A 17,192-nucleotide genomic window follows, 5' to 3' on the forward strand; every position below is an offset into this window, starting at 1 on the left:
CGGGCCGGTACGTCGAGGGGTAGCCCGCCGGCCAGGACCGGTGGCACCATCCAGGCATGCCTATCTGTCAATTTGTTTCACGATTCGCCGCCCGATCGGCAGTGGTCTTCGTGACCGTCCTCGCCACCGCCGGCGTCCCCGCCCTGCTCCCCACCCCGGCCAGCGCCGCCGAGCCCGACCCGGTGCTGAACAAACCGGTGTTCAGCCGGCCGCTCGGCTCGGTCGCCGAGCAGAACGCGATCTTCATGCAGCTGGCCCGGATCATCGACCGGGTTCCGGTGGGCGAGGAGATCCAGATGTCGTGGTTCCACTTCTCGTTCTCGGACGTGACCGACTCGGCCAGCACCCCGGACATCCCCGGCCGCCTCATCCGGGCGCACCAACGGGGCGTACGGGTGAAGATCATTGTCGACCAGTCCTCGGCGACCGGGCGCCCGTTCCAGCGGCTGCAACCGGTCCTCGGCTCGACCGACACCGCCGGCTCCTACATCGTGCACTGCGCGGACCGGTTTCCCAGCCAGGACCGTGGCTGCATCGGCACCCGGGCGATCCAGTACACCGACTCGACGGTGACGGCGTACAACCACAACAAGTTCCTGACCGCCTCGAAGGTCGTGCTGGACACCGGGGCCACCGTGCCCAACGTGGTCTTCCAGGGCTCGGCGAACCTGACCTGGTGGGACGCGAACGAGGCGTACAACAACGGGGTGACGTTCAGCGACGCCACCACCTACGCCGCCTACCGGACGTACTTCGCGGACCTGCGCTCCCACCGGTACAGCTCGACCGGCGACAACGACTACTACTGGGTGACGCCGACCGGCAGCACCTACAAGGCGCACTTCTTCCCCCGCCGGGAACGGTCCGGCCAGCCGGTCTCCGACCCCGCCACCGACACCGTGGTCAGCATCCTGAACGCGGTGACCTCGTGCAGCTACGACGACGCGGGCACCCGCCGGCAGACCGACATCCGGGTCAACATGTACTCGTTCACCCGACCCGAGGTGGCCAAGCGGCTCACCGCACTGCGCAACGCCGGTTGCTGGGTCGACGTCGTCTACACCGAGGCGAACACCGCGGTGCTCAACGCGCTGGGCAGCACCATCCAGCTCACCAGGTGCAACTTCAACGTCGGCCCGGGGCTGGACATCCGGACCCACAACAAGTACATGCTGATCGACGGCGCGTACGACGACGACATCGTGCCGCGGGTCTTCACCGGCAGCCACAACTACGCCGTCTCGGCGCTGCGGCAGGCCGACGAGACCCTGCTGCGGATCATGGGACGCGCCATGCACGACGACTACCTGCGCGACTTCTGGCACGTCCGCGACACCTGCCGGGCGCGCGGCGGAGCCGTCCGCTGAGCGTCACGCCGCGAGGCAGGCAGGAGGGCGGGCGCTCGGGCAGCACCGCCACCGGCACCGTCCACTTGTCGCCGACCCGACGCGGAACGTCGGTGATGGTCCCCACGCGGACGCCGCAGCGGGCTGCCGGCGCCACTCCGGCCCGGGACGTCGTCCCGGGCCGGAGCGGTGCCGCGGTGTTCGGTCTCGCTGATCAGACGAAGTTCACGTCGCTGCACCACATGTAGGCCTGGTCGAGGTGCGACGCCTGCCAGATGACGAAGACGATGTGGTGTCCGGTGTATCCGGAGGTCGAGACGTTGAACGAGATGTTCTGCGCGGGAGCGTACCGTCCCGTCTGCGTGATGAAGTCGAGGTTCCCCCAACCGAGGCGCTGGGTGGCCGGGTTGAACCCGTTCTTGCTGACGTAGACGCGGAAATAGTCAGCACCGTGGCTGGCCTGGTCGTACAGCTGGATCGTGAAGTTGCGGCTGACGTTGGTCGTCTTCCACGGTCCGGGCTGGTTCAGGCTGTCGTTCCTGGACAGAGCGTTGCTGCACAGCTGTCCGTCGGGGGTGCGGCCCTGGAAGTTCCCGCCGAGGCCGTCCCGCAGCGCGCTCATCCAGTTCCACATGGTGTCGGGGTTGGCCTGGAACGCCCGCCAGCACATCGGGTCCTGCTGCTGCATCGCCGGGTTCGTGTGGTTGTTTCCCCAGGTCTGCCAGCACTTGTAGGCACGAGATGCCGGGTTGATGATGGTGCCGTGGGCCTGGGCTGCCCCGGCCCAGGGCAGCATGCCGACCATCATGGCGAGCAGCAGGACAACTGCTCGAAGGGGCCGGCGCGCGGCCGACCGGGATCGCCCGCCGGATTGATCGGGCCTGCGTGAACGCATGGTGCTCCTCCGTTCTTCGGCTGGATCCGTCATGGGAGCGCTTCCACCAACGAGCTTTACAGCTACCCGTCCGTATATCAACGCTTCTCGATGAATTTGCCGAAACCCGGCGATGACGGTCCCCCACCGGTGCCGGCGGATCGGCGAGCCGGAACCACGTCGAGGGTCGTCGATGTTGCCGGAGGGGGCCCCACCGTGCTGGAATGGCTCGCATCGCCGCAGCGCGGGGGCAACCGCGCTGAGAACGGCCAGCACGGGAGCATCGCAGTGCCGGCAGCGCGCCGCTCTGGCAGACGCTCGCGCGCCGCACCGCCGGGCCATCACCACGACGACGGGCGCACCTCCCGGGCAGGTGTCCCCCGCCGTACGTATCCCCCGGTCCGTGTCCCCGCGACGGCCGACGCGCTCGGCCTCGGACCCGCCGGGGTGTCCGATGCGGTCTGCCAACGCACCAGAACCGGCGACGAGGTGAGAAGCAGTCATGACTTCCCGGGAGAGTTTCGCGCGGTGGTACCGGAACCGCTTCGTGTGGGTGGGGTTGATCCTGGCGGTGACCGCCGGCGCGGTCGTGGTGACCGGATCGGCCGGCTCCGAGGCGGAGCCGCCGGATCTGCAGACGCAGATCATGACCCGGATGCGGACGACGCTCGAACAGGCCGACCCGGGCCAACACAACCACGCTGGACACAACGCCCAGCAGTCGGCCGGCGCGGAGCAGGCGAGGCCGACGGTGATCTGCGGTGTCCGCGTCTACGGCTACGAGCCGGCCGAGGTCACCGCGCTCGCCGACGTACGGACGGTCTACGGCTTCCACCTCTGCGGGGTCGCCGAGCAGAAGCGCCCCTGGGACTGGGCGGTCAAACTGGCCGGCCCGGTGATCATGGACATGTCCAAAGAGCCCCCGGGCATCCAGGTGGTCGAGGCGACCGCCGACGTCATGTTCGTCGACCGGCTGCGGGAGATGTTCCCGGAGCGGTACGCGGAGCTGGCGCTCAAGGAAGCGCTGGCCGAACCGGAGATGGCCGACCTGCGCCGCCGGTACGACGCCGCGGCCGGGCTCTGACCATGCCCGGTGGCCGCCCGGCGGTCGCCATGACGACCGCCGTCGCGGGTCTTCGGCGCGCGGCGACGAGGGTGGAATCCGACCTGTTCGTGGTGGTCGCGAAGGACAGCATCAGCTGCTGGCGGCGGCCCGCTGGCTCCGGGCGACGAGGCGCAGCGTCTGCGCCACCGCGATCGCCTCCAGCGCCGACAGATACGGCCGGATGATCTCGAAGGCGTACGAGTCGGGGCGCAGGGTGAACGTGCCGGTCGTCGGGAGGATCCGCCCGATGGTCGGGCCGTCCGGCTGCGCGAACTCGAACTGGCGATCGGACCAGATGCTCAGCTGCCGGACCGTCAGCGGGCGGGTACCGCCGACGGTGACCTGGGCGCCGTTGAACGGCCGCCACATGCCCGGCGACAGGTCGAGCAGCGGACGCAGGTCCGGCGTGGTGACCCGGAAGCGCCGCCGGAGGATGCCCTCGGCACGGCACTCCGCGACGACCGTCCCGGCCGGATCGGTGATCTCGAAGCGCTGGGTCCAGGTGTGCCACCGGATGCCGGCGACCGACCGCCCGTCCGGCAGCAGCACGGGGGTGCCGTCGCGGAGGAACTCCTTGTCGGGCAGGAAGAGCGTGCCGGTGAACGGGGCGAACAGCTCCATGCGCCCGACGGTACGCGGCACCGGCAACCGGCATCGCCGAGCGCCCCCGCGCGTTCTCGCAGCGCGCCTGGCGAATCTGGACGCGGGCGGAATCGAGCCCCACCTGCGGGTCGAGCCGCTCGGGTGGTTTTCGCTCAGGATCCCGGCTCGGGGCCCTACAACCGGTCGAGATCCAGCCGGGCCAGTTCGGTCCGGGACGAGATGCCCAGCTTCGGGAAAGCCTTGTACAGGTGCTGGCCGATGGTGCGCGGACTGAGCAGGAGATGCGCGGCGATGTCGCGGTTGGTGGCTCCCGTCGCGGCCAGCCGTACGACCTGAAGCTCCTGGGCGGTCAGCGCGGTGCCGGGGTCGACGCGGCGCCGGGTGAGCGTCGCCTCGCCGGCGGCGCGCAGTTCGGCGGCCGCCCGCTCGGCCCAGGGTCGGGCGCCCAGGCGGTCGAAGGCCTCGTGGGCTTCGCGCAGGTGCGGGCGGGCCTCCGCCTTACGGCGGCGACGGCGCAGCCACTCGCCGTAGGCCAGCCGCGTCCTGGCCTGCTCGTAGGGTTGCGGCATCAGTCGATGCAGTTCCAGTGCCCGGGTGAAGTGCTCCTCGGAGTCGTTCAGCAGGCCGTGGCAGCGCGCGAGCAGGGCGCGCGCCCATACCTCGCCCGACAGCGCCGTCCAGCGTTCGGCCAGCGCCATCGACTCCCGCACGCGTTCCGGTGTGCCGAGCCGTACCGCGGCCTCGACCTCGTCGACAACGATCCGGGTGCCGAAGTGCGATGAGCCGCCGGGGCGCGCCTGGAGGCGGTCGAGCGCGGCCTGATCGCGTCCCTGCGTGAGGTCGAGCATGGCCAGCGCCCATACCGGAAGCAGGCCCACGGCCGGGGCCCGGTGGCTGACCGCGAACTCGACGCCGGCCTCGGCCAGGGGGCGGCAGCGCTCCTCGTCTCCTTCCACGGCGGCGAGCCAGGCGAGCTGGCCGCGCAGGCCAGCGGCGGGGTGAGCCTGGCCGGTGTCCAACGCGATCTGCAACCCCTCCGCGGCGTTGTCCCGCGCGTCCCGGTGGTGCCCGGTCACGACCTGGGTGTACGCGAGATGGTTCAGGGCGAACGGGAGCAACCGGATGCGACCCTCGGCGCGACAACCGGCGGCCAGGGAGGTGCACAGCTCAACGGCCTGGTCGAGGCGGCCGGCGACGAAGGCCACGTTGGCGGCCACCAACTGCCCCGCGACGTGGGACGACGACGCCTGCTCGAGGAATTCGCTCAGCAGCGGGTACCCGGCCTCGAGATCGCCGCCGTAGGTGAGCCCGAGTCCGCGGGTGAGTCTGACGAGGCTGTCCTCCCGGGGCAGCGCGAGCCCGTCGAGCAGCCGCGACGCCTCCGCGGCCAGCGCGGGATCGGCGGCGGACCAGACGTTGTGGGAGGCGGCCATGAGCAGACGAGCGGCAGTCCGGGGATCGGCGTCGGAGATGTGAGCCGCCCCGTCGAGGAGGAAGCGAGCCGCTCGCCGCGGCGACCCCTCGTCGAACGCCACCGCCGCTCGAACCTCGCAGAGCCGGGCGAGGGTGACCGGGTCGTCGGTCAGGTGTGTGGCACGCTCGCTCAGGTCCGCCGCACGACTGGGCTGGCCCGCTTCCTTGGCCGCCACCGCCGCCGCGGCCAACCGCCGGGCCATGTGACTCCGCTCGGCGCTGAGCTGTGCGGAGCGCTCGTAGGCCGTCGCCATGGCCGCGTAACCGAGGCGGGCGCCCGACCGCTCGGCCGACTGTTCGAGGCTCTCGGCGACCTGTTCGTCCGGCCCGGTCGCCGCCAGGGCCAGGTGCCAGGCCCGCCGGTCGCCGCTCACGGCTTCGGCCAGTGCCTGGTGGATCGCGCGCCGCTGTGCGGAGGGCAGATTCTGGTAGGCGGCCGAACGCAGCAGCGGGTGGCGGAAGCGCACGACACCGCCGGTGACCCGGACGAGCCCGGCCAGCTCCGCCGGCTCCAGCGCTTCGGCGGGGATACCCAGCGCGCCGGACGCGGCCAGCACGATCCCCAGCGCGCCGGTGTCCTCGGCGGCCGCCACCGCGAGCATCCTCCTGGTGGGTTCGGCCAACCGCTGGATCTGGCCGGCGAAAGCACTCAGGAGCCGGCGGGTGAGCGGGAGGGGCCCGGCCATCTCGAGCTCTCCCCCGCGGGCGGCCTCGGACAGCTCGATGAGTGCCAGCGGGTTGCCGTCGGCCTCCTTGAGGACCTGTTCTCGCAGCTGGGCGGGAAGCCCGTCGCCGAGCAGGCGCTCGGCGTCGTCGCGCGCCAACCCGCCCAGGTGCAGCTCCGGCAGGCCGGCGGTGGGGAAGGCGTCCTGATCGTCACGCGCGGCGACCAGCAGGGCGACACCCTCGGACCGCAACCGCCGCGACGCGAACACCAGGGCGGAAGCCGACGCCTGGTCGAGCCATTGGGCGTCGTCGACGACAACCAGCAGCGGTCGTTCCTCGGCCAGCTCCGACAACAGGCTGAGCGTGGCCAGCCCGACGAGGAACCTGTCCGCCGTCGCCATCGGCGCCAGGCCGAACGCGCCGCGCAAGGCCGCGGCCTGTGGTGCGGGCAGGGCGTCGAGCCGATCGAGAGCGGGGCGCAACAGTAGGTGCAGGGCCGCGAAGGGCAGCTCGACCTCGGTCTCCACGCCGGCTCCGCGCAGCACGCTGGCCCCGTCGGCGGCGTACACCGCGTGCTCCAGGAGCGCGGACTTCCCCACACCGGGCTCGCCCTTGATCACCAGGACACCGCTGACGCCGGATCGCGCGCCGGCGAGGAGAGCCTCGACGGCTTCGATCTCCTCCGCCCGCCCCTGCAACATCATGTCCCTCATACCTACGACGAAATCGTGAGTCACCTTACTCATTCCTTCCGCCGCGGCCGGACCTAGCGTTCCGTGCAGTCGATCTGATCCAAGGAGTGAGACATGACCGCTCTGAACGGCAAGACCGCCCTGGTGACCGGTGCCTCGCGCGGCATCGGCAGGGCGGTCGCACTGCGGCTGGCCGTTGAGGGCGCCCTGGTCGCGGTGCACTACGGCAGCAACGACGAGGCGGCCAGGCGGACAGTGGGCGAGATCGAGCAAGCCGGCGGGCGGGCGTTCGCCATCCGCGCCGAGCTGGGCACGCCGGGTGACGTGGACACCCTCTTCGCGGGCCTGAAGTACGGCCTGGCGGGACGGCCGTTGGACGTCCTGGTCAACAATGCCGCCCTGGCCTCGGCCGGATCGCTGGCGGAGACCACCACCGAGACGTTCGACCGGCTGTTCGCGGTCAACGTCAAGGCGCCGTTCTTCATCATCCAACGGGCTCTGCCGATGATGGCCGCCGGCGGGCGCATCATCAACCTCTCCTCGGCGGCGACCCGGGTCGCCCTGCCCGAGTTGGTTTACGCCATGACCAAGGGCGCGATCAATGCGCTGTGCCGCAGCCTGGCGCAGGAGGTCGGCACTCGCGGCATCACCGTCAACGCCGTGGCCCCCGCGGCGACCGTGACCGAGTCGTCAGGCTGGATGGTGGCCACGCCGGAGGTGGAGGCTCGGCTGGGCGCGGCCAACGCCCTCAACCGGGTCGGCCTGCCGGCGGACATCGCGGCGGTGGTCGCCTTCCTGGCTTCCGACGATGCCCGCTGGGTCACCGGCGACGTGTTGGACGCTACCGGCGGCTACTTTCTCGGCCCTCGGATCTGAGCCGCGGGCACACCGTGGCGACCCGGCTCACCGAGTCGATTGCCCCACAGACGGACTGACTCAGTACTCGCCGACCCGGTCGAGTCGTTCACCGCAATAGATCGATCGTGGTGGATGCTATTCGTCCTCGCGACATACCTAGAGGGACTACAGCACATGACAGAACCGATGGTCCGCCACGGATTCGCGGCGGCTCACCGACGACTTCTGAACCCGGTTCGGCCGCGCCATCGAGGACGCCGTTGTCCTGCGGCGCCGTACGCCCGCCCACCGCCCACAACGTCCCGATCGGCCCCGGCGGTCGAGCCGATGTCGCCCCTCCCGCGGGGTCGGGTCCTGGCCGGTCCGGCCAGGACCACATCCCGCGCTTACCGAATTTCGGACCATATTCAAAGGAGCACGAAACGTGTCCGTCACGTTTTCCGATCAGGACAAGCTGACCATGCGGACCGCCGCGTACGGCGCCGTCACCCTGCTGGCCGCCGCCGGTGCGTCCGGCTCACCTCACAAGATCGCCACCGCCGGCTCCATCGCCCTGGCCTCCGCGACCGGCCCGATCGGGCACGTCCTCGCCGAGAAGCGCACCGGCGTCAACCTGAACGGCAAGACCGTCGCCGACCTCGCCGACCACGTGCTGCCGGCCCTGACGGCGGCCATGAGCCTGCTCAGGAAGCAGGCTCCGGCCGAGGCCGACAACTTCCACAACACCGTCCTCGTCGCCCTCGAAGCGGCCACCCGGACGCAGCCGGGCGGGCCCAGCCCCACCGTGGCCGAGATGACTCGCAAGATCATCGGAGCGCTCGGCGCCGCTTCGGCCACGCCCCGCGCGACCGTCGTCGACAACGGGGGGTCGGTGGCATGACGACGTCAGTGATTGAGGTTTCCGGTTTGCGGAAGGCGTTCGGGGACAGGGTGGTGCTCGACGGCGTCGATCTGCGGGTCGAGGCGGGCACGATCTTCTCTCTGCTGGGTCCGAATGGGGCGGGTAAGACGACGACGGTGAATGTGTTGACGACGTTGGTGCGGGCTGACGGTGGGTCGGTGCGGGTGGCGGGTCACGATGTGGCGACCGAGGCGAGGGCGGTGCGGTCGGTGATCGGGGTGACTGGTCAGTTCGCGGCGGTGGACGAGTTGTTGACCGGGCGGGAGAACCTGCAGTTGATGGTGGACCTGGGTCGGGTGCCGGCCCGGGACGGTAAGCGGGTCGTGGCGGAGTTGTTGGAGCGGTTCGAGTTGACCGAGTCGGCGGGTAAGCCCGCGTCGACGTACTCCGGTGGTATGCGCCGCAAGCTCGACCTGGCGATGACGTTGGTCGGCAACCCGCGGATCATCTTCCTGGACGAGCCGACGACCGGGCTGGACCCGCGTAGCCGCCGGACCATGTGGTCGATCATCCGGGATCTGGTGGCCGACGGGGTGAGCGTCTTCCTCACCACCCAGTACCTGGAGGAAGCCGACCAGCTCGCCCACCGGGTCGCGGTGCTGGACCAGGGGCGGCTGGTCGCCCAGGGCACGCCCGACGAGCTCAAGCGCCAGATCCCGGGAACGCACGTGCGGCTGCGGTTGGCCACCGCCGCGGACCTCGACGCGGCCGGCCGGATCTTCCCCGACGCCGCGCGCGACGAGGAGGCGTTGACCGTGCGGGTGCCCAGCGACGGCGGGACGGCGTCGCTGCGGGCGCTGCTGGACCGGCTCGACGAGTACCACCTGCGCGCGGAGGAGTTCTCCGTGCACACCCCCGACCTCGACGATGTTTTCCTCGCCCTCACGGGCCGCACCACGGAGGTGACCGCGAAATGAGCACGTCCCACGCGATGGTCATGCTGCGTCGCAACTTCACGCACATCACCCGGAACCCGACCTCGGTGTTCAACGCGGTCCTGATGCCGATCGTGATCATGCTGATGTTCGTGTACATGTTCGGCGACGCCTTCAGCGTCGGGGTCGACTACATCGACTACGCCACACCCGGGCTGATGCTGCTGGCCGTCTGCTACGGCCTCGGCGCCACCGCCACCGCGGTGAACTCCGACATGACCAAAGGCATCATCAACCGGTTCAAAGTCATGCACGTCTCCCGCGGCGCGGTGCTCACCGGCCACGTCGTCGCGACCGTGCTGACCAACCTGGTCGCCATCGCCGCCCTGATCGCGGTGGCCTTCCTCCTCGGATTCGACCCCTCGGCGAGTCTGCTCGACTGGCTCGGCGTGCTCGGCATCATCGTGCTGCTCGGCTTCGCCGCCGCCTGGCTCACCGTCGCCCTCGGACTCGCCGCCAAATCCGTGGAAACCGCCGGCCTGGCCGCCGTGCCCCTGGTCATGCTGCCCTTCTTCAGCAGCGCCATCGTCCCCGCCGACAAGATGGGCCCCGGCCTGCGCGAATTCGCCGAGTACCAGCCCTTCACACCGATCATCGAAACCCTCCGCGGACTGCTCAACAGCACACCCTCGACCACCGACACCATCATCGCCGTCGCCTGGTGCACCGCCATCGCCCTCGTCGGATACCTGTGGGCGCGTGCCACGTTCAACAAGCGAGCGTGACCCCCACCAGCTGACCCCAACCCACCTCCGCACCCACCCGAGCCGCCTCGGCGAACCCCACCTCGCCGAGGCGGCTCCACGCCACCCGCTCGACCCGGGCCGAGCCGGTCAGCCGGCCTCACGCCTGCTGGGCGACCGGCTCCGCCGGCTGCTCCGCGGTGGCCGGTGCCGCCCTGCGGAGCAGGGTGGCGGACAGGACGGCCGCCAGCAGGAGCAGCACGCTGCCGGCCACGGCGGCGGTGTGCAGACCACTGGTGAACGCGCCCTTCGCCGTGGTGAGGATCGCCTCGGCCAGGCCGTCGGGCAGGTGGGCCGCCGAGTCCACCGCCGCGCCGAGGGTGTCCCGAGCCGACGCGGCGACCTCCGGTGGCGTCTCCGGTGGAACGCTGAGGTGGTGCCGGTACACCACGTTCGCGATGCTGCCGAACACGGCCAGACCGAGGGCTCCGCCGAGTTCCTGAGCGGTCTCCGACACAGCCGAGGCGGCGCCAGCCTGCTCCGGCGGCGCGGCCCCGACGACGAGGTCGGTGCCGAGGACCAGCAGCGGTGAGGCGCCGAGGAAGAACACCGCGAGTCCCGCGGCCAGGGCGCCCGGCCCGGAGTCGGTGCCAGCGAGCGTGATCACCCACAAACCACCAGCCGAGATCACCAGGCCGGCCGCCGCGACGGTACCGGGGCCGAGGCGGCGGGCCAACGCCGGTGCCATCAGGAACCCGACGACGACCGCCACCGTCTGCGGCAGCATCCACAGCCCGGCGCGCAGCGGTGTCAGCCCGAGCACCAGTTGGAGGTACTGGGCGCTCAGCAGCCCCAGGCCGGGCCCGACCAGGATGACGAGCGCGAGGGTGCCCAACGACACACTGAACCGCCGGTCGGCGAAGAGGCGGAGGTCGAGCAGCGGTTCGGCCAGGGTTCGCTGCCGCCGTACGAACACCGCGATCAGGGCGAGACCGGCCAGCAGGGCCAGTGCCGGCCACCCGCTGACACCTTCGGCGGCCAGCTGCTTGAACCCGTAGACCAGGGCGAGGATGCCGGCGAGCGAGACGAGCACGCTGGTCGGGTCGATCCGTCCGGTGGCCTGGTCCCGGTGTTCCGGCAGCAGCCAGGGCCCGACGAGCAGCAGTACGGCCATCACCGGCACGGCCAGCAGGAACACCGACCCCCACCAGTAGTGCTCCAGCAACAGGCCACCGATCAGCGGACCGGCCAGCATGCCGCCGGTGAAGCCGGTCATCCAGACGCTGATCGCCACCGTGCGCTGGGCCGGGTCGTGGAACATGGTGCGGATCAGCGAGAGCGTCGACGGCATCAGCGTCGCGCCGGCGATGCCGAGCAGCGCTCGTGCCAGGATCAGCAGTTCCGCGGTGGGCGCGTAGGCGGCGAGGGTCGACGCGGCGCCGAAGGCCGCCGCCCCGACGAGCAGCAGCCGCTTGCGGCCGTAGCGGTCGCCGAGGGCTCCCATGGTGAGCAGGAAACCGGCGATCAGGAAGCCGTAGCTGTCGTTGATCCACAACAGCTCGGTACTGCTCGGTCGCAGGTCCGCGCTCAGCATCGGAACCGCCAGATGGAGTACTGACACGTCGACGGACAGGAGCAGCGTCGGCAGCACCAGGACAGCCAAGCCGATCCACTCCCTCAGCCCGGCTCGGTTGGCGGAGTTCTCGGTCATCATGCTTCGCAAGCTAGAACCTGAAGCGAGGTTGAGCTCAAGGGTCAGTCGCGCGCGTCACCACTGCGCCGACCAGGGTCCGGCCGCAGTGGACGGAAGAAGGTCCGGATGTCGGTGACGAGAACGTCTGGGACCTCCAGCGCGGCGAAGTGGCCCCCGCGGTCGTACTCCGCCCAGTGCACGAGGTGGTGTTCCCGCTCGGCGAGCCGGCGGAGCACCGGGTCGGTCGGGAAGACAGCGATCCCGGTCGGCACCCCGGAGGAGACCGCCGGCCGGGGCGGCTGGGCGCGTACCTCGTAGTAGAGCTGGGCCGAGCTCGCCGCGGTGCCGGTCAGCCAGTAGAGCGACACGTCGGTGAGCAGGACGTCCCGGTCGATCGCCTCGTCCGGCACCGCGTGTGCCGGGTCGGTCCAGTCCCGCACCTTGTCCAGGATCCAGGCGAGCTGGCCGACCGGTGAGTCGGTCAGCGCGTACCCCAGCGTCTGTGGCCGGGTGGCCTGGATGTCGGCGTAGCCGCCGGCGTGCTGCCGAAGCTGTTCGGCGGCGGCCAGCCGGGCCTGTTCCGCCGCGGTCAGCGTCACCGTGGCGAGCTGGTCGGGGCGGGGTATCTCCAGCCCGCCGTGGATGTGCACCCCGACGACCCGGTCCGGAGCGTGCTGGCCGAGCCGGGGCGAGACGAGGAATCCGGTGTCGCTGCCCTGTGCGCCGTAGCGCTCGTAGCCGAGCCGGTCCATCAGGGTGATCCAGGCCCGGGCGATACGGTCGTGGTTCCAGCCCGGCCTGGACAGCGGGGTGGAGAAACCGAAGCCGGGCAGCGAGGGCGCCACCACGTGGAACGCGTCCGCCGGGTCCCCGCCGTGCCGGGCCGGATCGGTCAGCGGACCGATGACGCGGAGGAACTCGACGACCGAACCGGGCCAGCCGTGGGTGAGGATCAGCGGTAGCGCGTCGGGCTCGGGCGACCGGACGTGCGCGAAGTGCAGCAGCTGACCCTCGATCTCGGTGGTGTACTGCGAGAACTCGTTGAGCTTCGCCTCCCAGACCCGCCAGTCGTACGCGTGCAGCCAGTGCGCCACCAGGTCCCGCAGATAGCCGAGCGGCACACCGCGGCTCCAACCGACGCCGGGCAGCTCGGCCGGCCATCGGGTACGGCGCAGCCGGTCGACCAGGTCGTCGAGCGCGGCCTGCGGGATGTCGATCCGGAACTCCCGGACGGCGGTCATGTCACTCCCCCGGTTTCGTTGCCACCTCGTGCCGATCGATGCACGGTCACCGACGGATCACGAGGCGGCGAGCCCTCCGACGGGCATCCGTCGCGTGACGGCCCGGCCACATCGCCAACGGAGCCGGTTCCGTCACGCCGCCCCGATTTCGGAAGCTCAAATCTAGCTCAAGAAGATCCCAAGGCCGTTGTACGTATTTAAATACGCCTCCTATTCTTCAACGACTTGACCGCTGGGGAGCGGTTCAGCCGGAGCGGTGGATGACATTGTCGAAAGCTGGCCCATTCGTGCCGCAGCCGCGCTGGCCGTTCCTGCCGTCGTGCAGGGGACAAGCACTCCAGCATTCGCCGGTGACACATGGTGTCCCTGGTGAACAGCTCGGCCGGCACTGACATGTCCCGCTGCGCGCCCTCCGGATGGCCCGGGAAGACCTTCACCGAATAAGCGCCGGCCGTCGTCCCACAGTGCCCGGCGTCCGCCCGGCGGCACGCCCGCCGGTCGGCCATCGGCACCGAAGCCCCGGATCCGCCAGCGCCCTGGCGGCCCGGGGCCTCGTCGCTGGTCGCGCCGAGCGGAAAGCGACCGGATCCAAGCTGCCGGCCGAGACGCTGCGCCAGTGGGCCGCCAGGCCGGCATCGATGCCGGCCGGCGCGCCGGCCCCGCTGAGCGCCGAGTCGGCGGCGAGCGGCGGCGGAGTCGCGCGCACGTGCCCGCCCAGCACAACCGCGTTCCTCCTGCGGAACCCGCCGATCCTGCGGGTGCGGCTGACTCGACCGTTGCTCAAGATTTCTTCAAGGTTGGTCGACGTCGATGATCGGCGGCATCCGTCGATGGAAGGATCTGCGCCGTCGTTGCGCCACGTGCGGCAGGAGGACATGTCGATGCTTCGTTCCATGCTGGTCCTGATGAGACTCATCCGGCCCCGGCTCGCCGTCGACCGAGGGATCCGGGGCGGGCTTGCCGCCCTGGCGATGACGGCCGTCGCCGTGTTCGCCGCCCCCACCCCGAGCATGGCCAGTGGTGACCTCTACTTCGTCGGCTGCGAAGGCTCGTACGCGTCGTGTCAGACCGGCGTCAGGGTCTCGCTTGCGGAGGGCGTGTGCACCGGCGCATCGGCGTCCTACGGCGCCACGATCGTCTGCGTCGACTACAACGGCGATTACGTGTACGTGAAGGACAACGACGCCGACGGCCGGTCGGCGGTGGCGCGCATCGACAGCGAACGGGGGGTGGCGTACCGGTACTGCCGCAACACGCATGGGGCCGGCTCCTGGGCCAGGTGCAACTTCGACTGGAGCGAGGCCGGTGAGAAGAAGGTGAATGCCGGCATTCTGCAGAACTACGCCACCATGCCGCTCGACTACCTGTGGCGGTTCTCCAACAACTAGCGGAGTCCGAGATCGCACCTCAGCCGGGGGTGGTGTTGGGGACCAGCACCCGGCGGCGAACGGCAGCCGCCGCCGAGCGCGAGCTGGTCGCGCAGCGGGACGGCCCCGCCGGCGCACCGCTGGCGAGGCGTCCCTTGTGCGGGCTCGGTCAGCTCCGGATCGACGGGCTGTAGTTGTGGTACTTGTACACGCCGTCGCGCGACGCCCACACGTGCACCCGGATCGGGATGTTCTCGGCGGTGTTGTAGTTGCACACGGTCATGCCCCCGCTGGTGTTGCTCGTGCTGGTGTCGTCGAAGCAGGGGCTGCTGTGGTTGACCCAGTGCAGGACGCCGCTGCTGTCGGGCATGAGCTTCTGGATCTGAGCCCGCGTGCCCCAGCCGTCGGCCTGGAAGTCCTCCAGCCGGAGGATCTCGCCGTCCGCGTAGAGCTTGGCGACCCCACCGTTGATGCTGGCGCCGGGAACGGCCCAGGCCGCCCACGCGTACCCGTTGTTCGCCGCGGAGGCAGCGCCCGGGGTGGCGACGACCGCCATGCCGACCGCGACGCCCGCCGCCACCACGGCCTTGGTGACCTTTCCGATCATTGTGCCTCCTCCTGTGTGGCCGAGGATGGACCTGCGCCCACGCCACGGCCGGCGATTCGAGCCCGGGCCGGCCGGCGACCGGACCATCGCTCGATGTTTGACACGATCTTTCGGCCGCGACGCTTCGACCGCCACAAATTTCCGGAGAGCTTGAGACAATCTTGAGGATGGACGGCTCTCCGGTCCATTCGTAGACGCGGCCGCGAAGCCGGGCAATCTCCGTGGCTCGAAATCTCCCGCCGCCGAACCACTTCGGAAAAGCGCTGGTCGCCGGTTCGCGATTCACCGGGGGTCTGGTTCCGGACGGTTTCCGGTAAGGCGCAACAGCACGGGATCCGACGACACCTCTCTTGTCGGTCCGAACCGCCGCTTGCCGTACCGGCTGGCTCGGGTCGGACCCGGTTCTCCGCCCCGCTGGTGGCCGCGCTCCCCTGGGCCGTCCTATCCGCAGGCGGGCTCGGCCCGCGCCCTCGACCGGCCCGCGGCCGGACCCGCCCGTCTTCGACACGCGGAGTGCGGCGTACGTAACGCCACGCCATGGATGAACGCCTATCGATGAGGAAGCCGGATGTGCGGCCTCCACGACCCGGCATGGCCTTCACCCCCACCCCCCAGGCCGTTCAGGTCGAGCAGCAAACGGCCGGTACCAGTGGCACGGCATCCCCTCCCGCCCGCCACCCGCCGGCGGTCGACTCACCAGGGCCATCACCCGCCTGGCCCATCACTCCCAGGAGGAGACAGTGAGGATCACAAGGATTCCCGCCCGCAGCCCCATCGCCCGATCCGCCCAACTGCTGGCCGTGACCGTCGGCATGGTCGCTGCCGCCGCCTTCACCCAGCCGACCGCCGCGTCGGCGTCCCCCCAGGACTACAGCGCCCGCCAGCTCGCCGAGGTGAGTGCCGCGGTGGACCGGTCGGGCGTCGAGGGCATCGCCTGGCACGTGGACGCAGCGTCCGGCCGCGTGGTCGTGACCGCCGACAGCACCGTCAGCCGCGCCGAGATCGCGAAGATCAGGCAGAGCGCCGGCGACAAGGTCGGTGCGGTCCGGGTCGAGCGCGCCTCCGGAGTCTTCCGGCCGCTGCTGGCCGCCGGCGACGCCATCTACGGTGGGGGTTACCGCTGCTCGCTCGGCTTCAACGTCGTCAGCGGCAACACCTACTACTTCCTGACCGCCGGGCACTGCGGGGACGTGGCCAACACCTGGTACACGAACTCGAGCCAGACCACGCTCATCGGGGCGACCGTCGGCTCCAGTTACCCCGGCAACGACTACGCGCTGGTCCGCTATGACAACGCGTCACTGAGCCACCCCGGCGGGTTCGCCGTCGCGGACGCGTACGTCGGGGAGTCGGTCAAGCGGACCGGGTCGACCACCGGCACCCACAGCGGGACGGTCACCGCACTCAACGTCTCGGTCCGCTACGTGGGCCAGGGCGGCGGCAAGGTGAGCGGCATGATCCAGACCAACGTGTGCGCCGAGCCCGGCGACTCCGGCGGCGCCCTGTACGACGGCTCGAAGGCGCTCGGCATCACCTCCGGCGGCAGCGGCGACTGCCGATCCGGCGGCACCACCTTCTACCAGCCGGTACGCGAGGCGGTCAACGCGTACGGCGTGACCGTCTACTGATCCCACCAGCGGAGCACCGGGCTCCCGGCCGTGGCCGGGAGCCCGCTGCGCACCGGCATCCCGGCGGACCAGCACACCGCCGGTGGGGTGGCTACCATCGCGGGAATGTCGATCACGGCTCGTACAGTGCGGCTGCTCATGCCGGTAGCCGCGCTGCTGTTCCTGGGCCTGGCACTGCTGGTCCGCGTCGTCGACGACGGGGCGTTGCGGCAGCACTCGGGCACCGCGCTGTACGCGTCGATGGTCTGGGCCGGGGTGCTGTTCCTGTGGCCGCGGATGGCGCCGGTGCCGGCCGGGACGATCGCCGTCGTGTTCTGCTGGGTGGTCGAGTGCGCGCAGCTGACCGGGGTGCCGGCCGAGCTGGCCGCGCGGAGCCTGGTGGCGCGACTGGCGCTGGGCGTGCGGTTCGACCCCGTCGATCTGGCCTGGTACCCGGCCGGCGTGGTTCCCCTGGTGGTGCTGCACCACCTGATGCGCGCCCGGTCCCGCGTCGTACCAGCGGCGGGGTCACGAGCCTGAC

Annotated in this window: 15 protein-coding genes; 9 read left to right on the plus strand and 6 right to left on the minus strand. The window is 70.6% G+C overall.

Annotation, left to right across the window (positions count from 1 at the left end; translation table 11 throughout):
- Window positions 1-110: 110 nt before the first annotated feature.
- A complete protein-coding gene (locus Q3W71_RS16280; protein ID WP_302920175.1) occupies window positions 111-1,367 on the plus strand; it encodes a phospholipase D-like domain-containing protein in 1,257 nt (418 codons plus the stop codon).
- 193 nt (window positions 1,368-1,560) lie between these two features.
- Here the strand turns inward: Q3W71_RS16280 and Q3W71_RS16285 are convergent, their stop codons facing one another.
- Window positions 1,561-2,241: a lytic polysaccharide monooxygenase gene (locus tag Q3W71_RS16285; protein ID WP_302920176.1), complete on the minus strand. Its 681-nt coding sequence runs from the start codon at window positions 2,239-2,241 to the stop codon at window positions 1,561-1,563.
- A gap of 481 nt (window positions 2,242-2,722) precedes the next feature.
- Here Q3W71_RS16285 and Q3W71_RS16290 point away from each other — a divergent pair, with 481 nt between their 5' ends.
- Complete coding sequence (locus Q3W71_RS16290; RefSeq protein ID WP_302920177.1) at window positions 2,723-3,304, plus strand: hypothetical protein; 582 nt, start codon at window positions 2,723-2,725, stop codon at window positions 3,302-3,304.
- A 111-nt stretch (window positions 3,305-3,415) separates the two neighbouring features.
- Here Q3W71_RS16290 and Q3W71_RS16295 read toward each other — a convergent pair whose 3' ends face one another.
- Window positions 3,416-3,946: a hypothetical protein gene (locus Q3W71_RS16295; protein WP_302920178.1), complete on the minus strand. Its 531-nt coding sequence runs from the start codon at window positions 3,944-3,946 to the stop codon at window positions 3,416-3,418.
- Between the two features lie 155 nt (window positions 3,947-4,101).
- Window positions 4,102-6,780 (minus strand): AAA family ATPase, encoded by a 2,679-nt coding sequence (locus Q3W71_RS16300; RefSeq protein ID WP_302920179.1) that lies wholly within the window; start codon window positions 6,778-6,780, stop codon window positions 4,102-4,104.
- A 93-nt stretch (window positions 6,781-6,873) separates the two neighbouring features.
- Between Q3W71_RS16300 and Q3W71_RS16305 the strand changes: the two genes are divergently transcribed.
- From Q3W71_RS16305 to Q3W71_RS16320, 4 genes are all read left to right on the plus strand, one after another.
- Window positions 6,874-7,635, plus strand: a complete 762-nt coding sequence (locus Q3W71_RS16305) for an SDR family oxidoreductase (RefSeq protein ID WP_302920180.1) — start codon at window positions 6,874-6,876, stop codon at window positions 7,633-7,635.
- A 406-nt stretch (window positions 7,636-8,041) separates the two neighbouring features.
- Window positions 8,042-8,497, plus strand: coding sequence for a hypothetical protein (locus tag Q3W71_RS16310; protein WP_302920181.1), 456 nt, complete (start codon window positions 8,042-8,044; stop codon window positions 8,495-8,497).
- The gene (locus Q3W71_RS16315) at window positions 8,494-9,435 is read left to right on the plus strand and encodes an ATP-binding cassette domain-containing protein (RefSeq protein WP_302920182.1); all 942 of its coding nucleotides are present in this window, start codon (window positions 8,494-8,496) and stop codon (window positions 9,433-9,435) included. The genes Q3W71_RS16310 and Q3W71_RS16315 overlap by 4 nt, the downstream gene beginning before the upstream one ends.
- Window positions 9,432-10,178, plus strand: coding sequence for an ABC transporter permease (locus tag Q3W71_RS16320; protein WP_302920183.1), 747 nt, complete (start codon window positions 9,432-9,434; stop codon window positions 10,176-10,178). The genes Q3W71_RS16315 and Q3W71_RS16320 overlap by 4 nt, the downstream gene beginning before the upstream one ends.
- Window positions 10,179-10,296: 118 nt before the next feature.
- Here Q3W71_RS16320 and Q3W71_RS16325 read toward each other — a convergent pair whose 3' ends face one another.
- Together Q3W71_RS16325 and Q3W71_RS16330 are read right to left on the minus strand one after the other, a co-directional pair.
- Window positions 10,297-11,850, minus strand: coding sequence for an MFS transporter (locus Q3W71_RS16325; protein WP_302920184.1), 1,554 nt, complete (start codon window positions 11,848-11,850; stop codon window positions 10,297-10,299).
- Between the two features lie 41 nt (window positions 11,851-11,891).
- On the minus strand, window positions 11,892-13,070 hold the full coding sequence (locus Q3W71_RS16330) for an epoxide hydrolase family protein (RefSeq protein ID WP_302920185.1): 1,179 nt from the start codon (window positions 13,068-13,070) through the stop codon (window positions 11,892-11,894).
- Between the two features lie 464 nt (window positions 13,071-13,534).
- Between Q3W71_RS16330 and Q3W71_RS16335 the strand changes: the two genes are divergently transcribed.
- Complete coding sequence (locus Q3W71_RS16335) at window positions 13,535-14,458, plus strand: hypothetical protein (protein ID WP_302920186.1); 924 nt, start codon at window positions 13,535-13,537, stop codon at window positions 14,456-14,458.
- A 148-nt stretch (window positions 14,459-14,606) separates the two neighbouring features.
- Here Q3W71_RS16335 and Q3W71_RS16340 read toward each other — a convergent pair whose 3' ends face one another.
- Window positions 14,607-15,044 (minus strand): hypothetical protein, encoded by a 438-nt coding sequence (locus Q3W71_RS16340; protein ID WP_302920187.1) that lies wholly within the window; start codon window positions 15,042-15,044, stop codon window positions 14,607-14,609.
- Between the two features lie 740 nt (window positions 15,045-15,784).
- On the opposite strand from Q3W71_RS16340, the gene Q3W71_RS16345 reads away from it, so the two are divergent.
- Together Q3W71_RS16345 and Q3W71_RS16350 are read left to right on the plus strand one after the other, a co-directional pair.
- Window positions 15,785-16,672, plus strand: a complete 888-nt coding sequence (locus Q3W71_RS16345) for a S1 family peptidase (RefSeq protein ID WP_302920188.1) — start codon at window positions 15,785-15,787, stop codon at window positions 16,670-16,672.
- A 105-nt stretch (window positions 16,673-16,777) separates the two neighbouring features.
- Complete coding sequence (locus Q3W71_RS16350) at window positions 16,778-17,191, plus strand: DUF2809 domain-containing protein (protein ID WP_302920189.1); 414 nt, start codon at window positions 16,778-16,780, stop codon at window positions 17,189-17,191.
- Window position 17,192 lies beyond the last annotated feature (1 nt).

The organism is Micromonospora sp. C28SCA-DRY-2 (genome assembly GCF_030519475.1).
In the GTDB taxonomy this organism is placed as follows: Bacteria; Actinomycetota; Actinomycetes; order Mycobacteriales; family Micromonosporaceae; genus Micromonospora.

Coding starts and splice junctions, on each gene's coding strand:
- Q3W71_RS16315 (WP_302920182.1), top strand. CDS start 8,494: ATGACGACGTCAGTGATTGAGGTTTCCGGTTTGCGGAAGGCGTTCGGG.
- Q3W71_RS16300 (WP_302920179.1), bottom strand. CDS start 6,780: ATGAGGGACATGATGTTGCAGGGGCGGGCGGAGGAGATCGAAGCCGTC.
- Q3W71_RS16320 (WP_302920183.1), top strand. CDS start 9,432: ATGAGCACGTCCCACGCGATGGTCATGCTGCGTCGCAACTTCACGCAC.
- Q3W71_RS16325 (WP_302920184.1), bottom strand. CDS start 11,850: ATGATGACCGAGAACTCCGCCAACCGAGCCGGGCTGAGGGAGTGGATC.
- Q3W71_RS16285 (WP_302920176.1), bottom strand. CDS start 2,241: ATGCGTTCACGCAGGCCCGATCAATCCGGCGGGCGATCCCGGTCGGCC.
- Q3W71_RS16340 (WP_302920187.1), bottom strand. CDS start 15,044: ATGATCGGAAAGGTCACCAAGGCCGTGGTGGCGGCGGGCGTCGCGGTC.
- Q3W71_RS16330 (WP_302920185.1), bottom strand. CDS start 13,070: ATGACCGCCGTCCGGGAGTTCCGGATCGACATCCCGCAGGCCGCGCTC.
- Q3W71_RS16295 (WP_302920178.1), bottom strand. CDS start 3,946: ATGGAGCTGTTCGCCCCGTTCACCGGCACGCTCTTCCTGCCCGACAAG.
- Q3W71_RS16290 (WP_302920177.1), top strand. CDS start 2,723: ATGACTTCCCGGGAGAGTTTCGCGCGGTGGTACCGGAACCGCTTCGTG.
- Q3W71_RS16305 (WP_302920180.1), top strand. CDS start 6,874: ATGACCGCTCTGAACGGCAAGACCGCCCTGGTGACCGGTGCCTCGCGC.
- Q3W71_RS16350 (WP_302920189.1), top strand. CDS start 16,778: ATGTCGATCACGGCTCGTACAGTGCGGCTGCTCATGCCGGTAGCCGCG.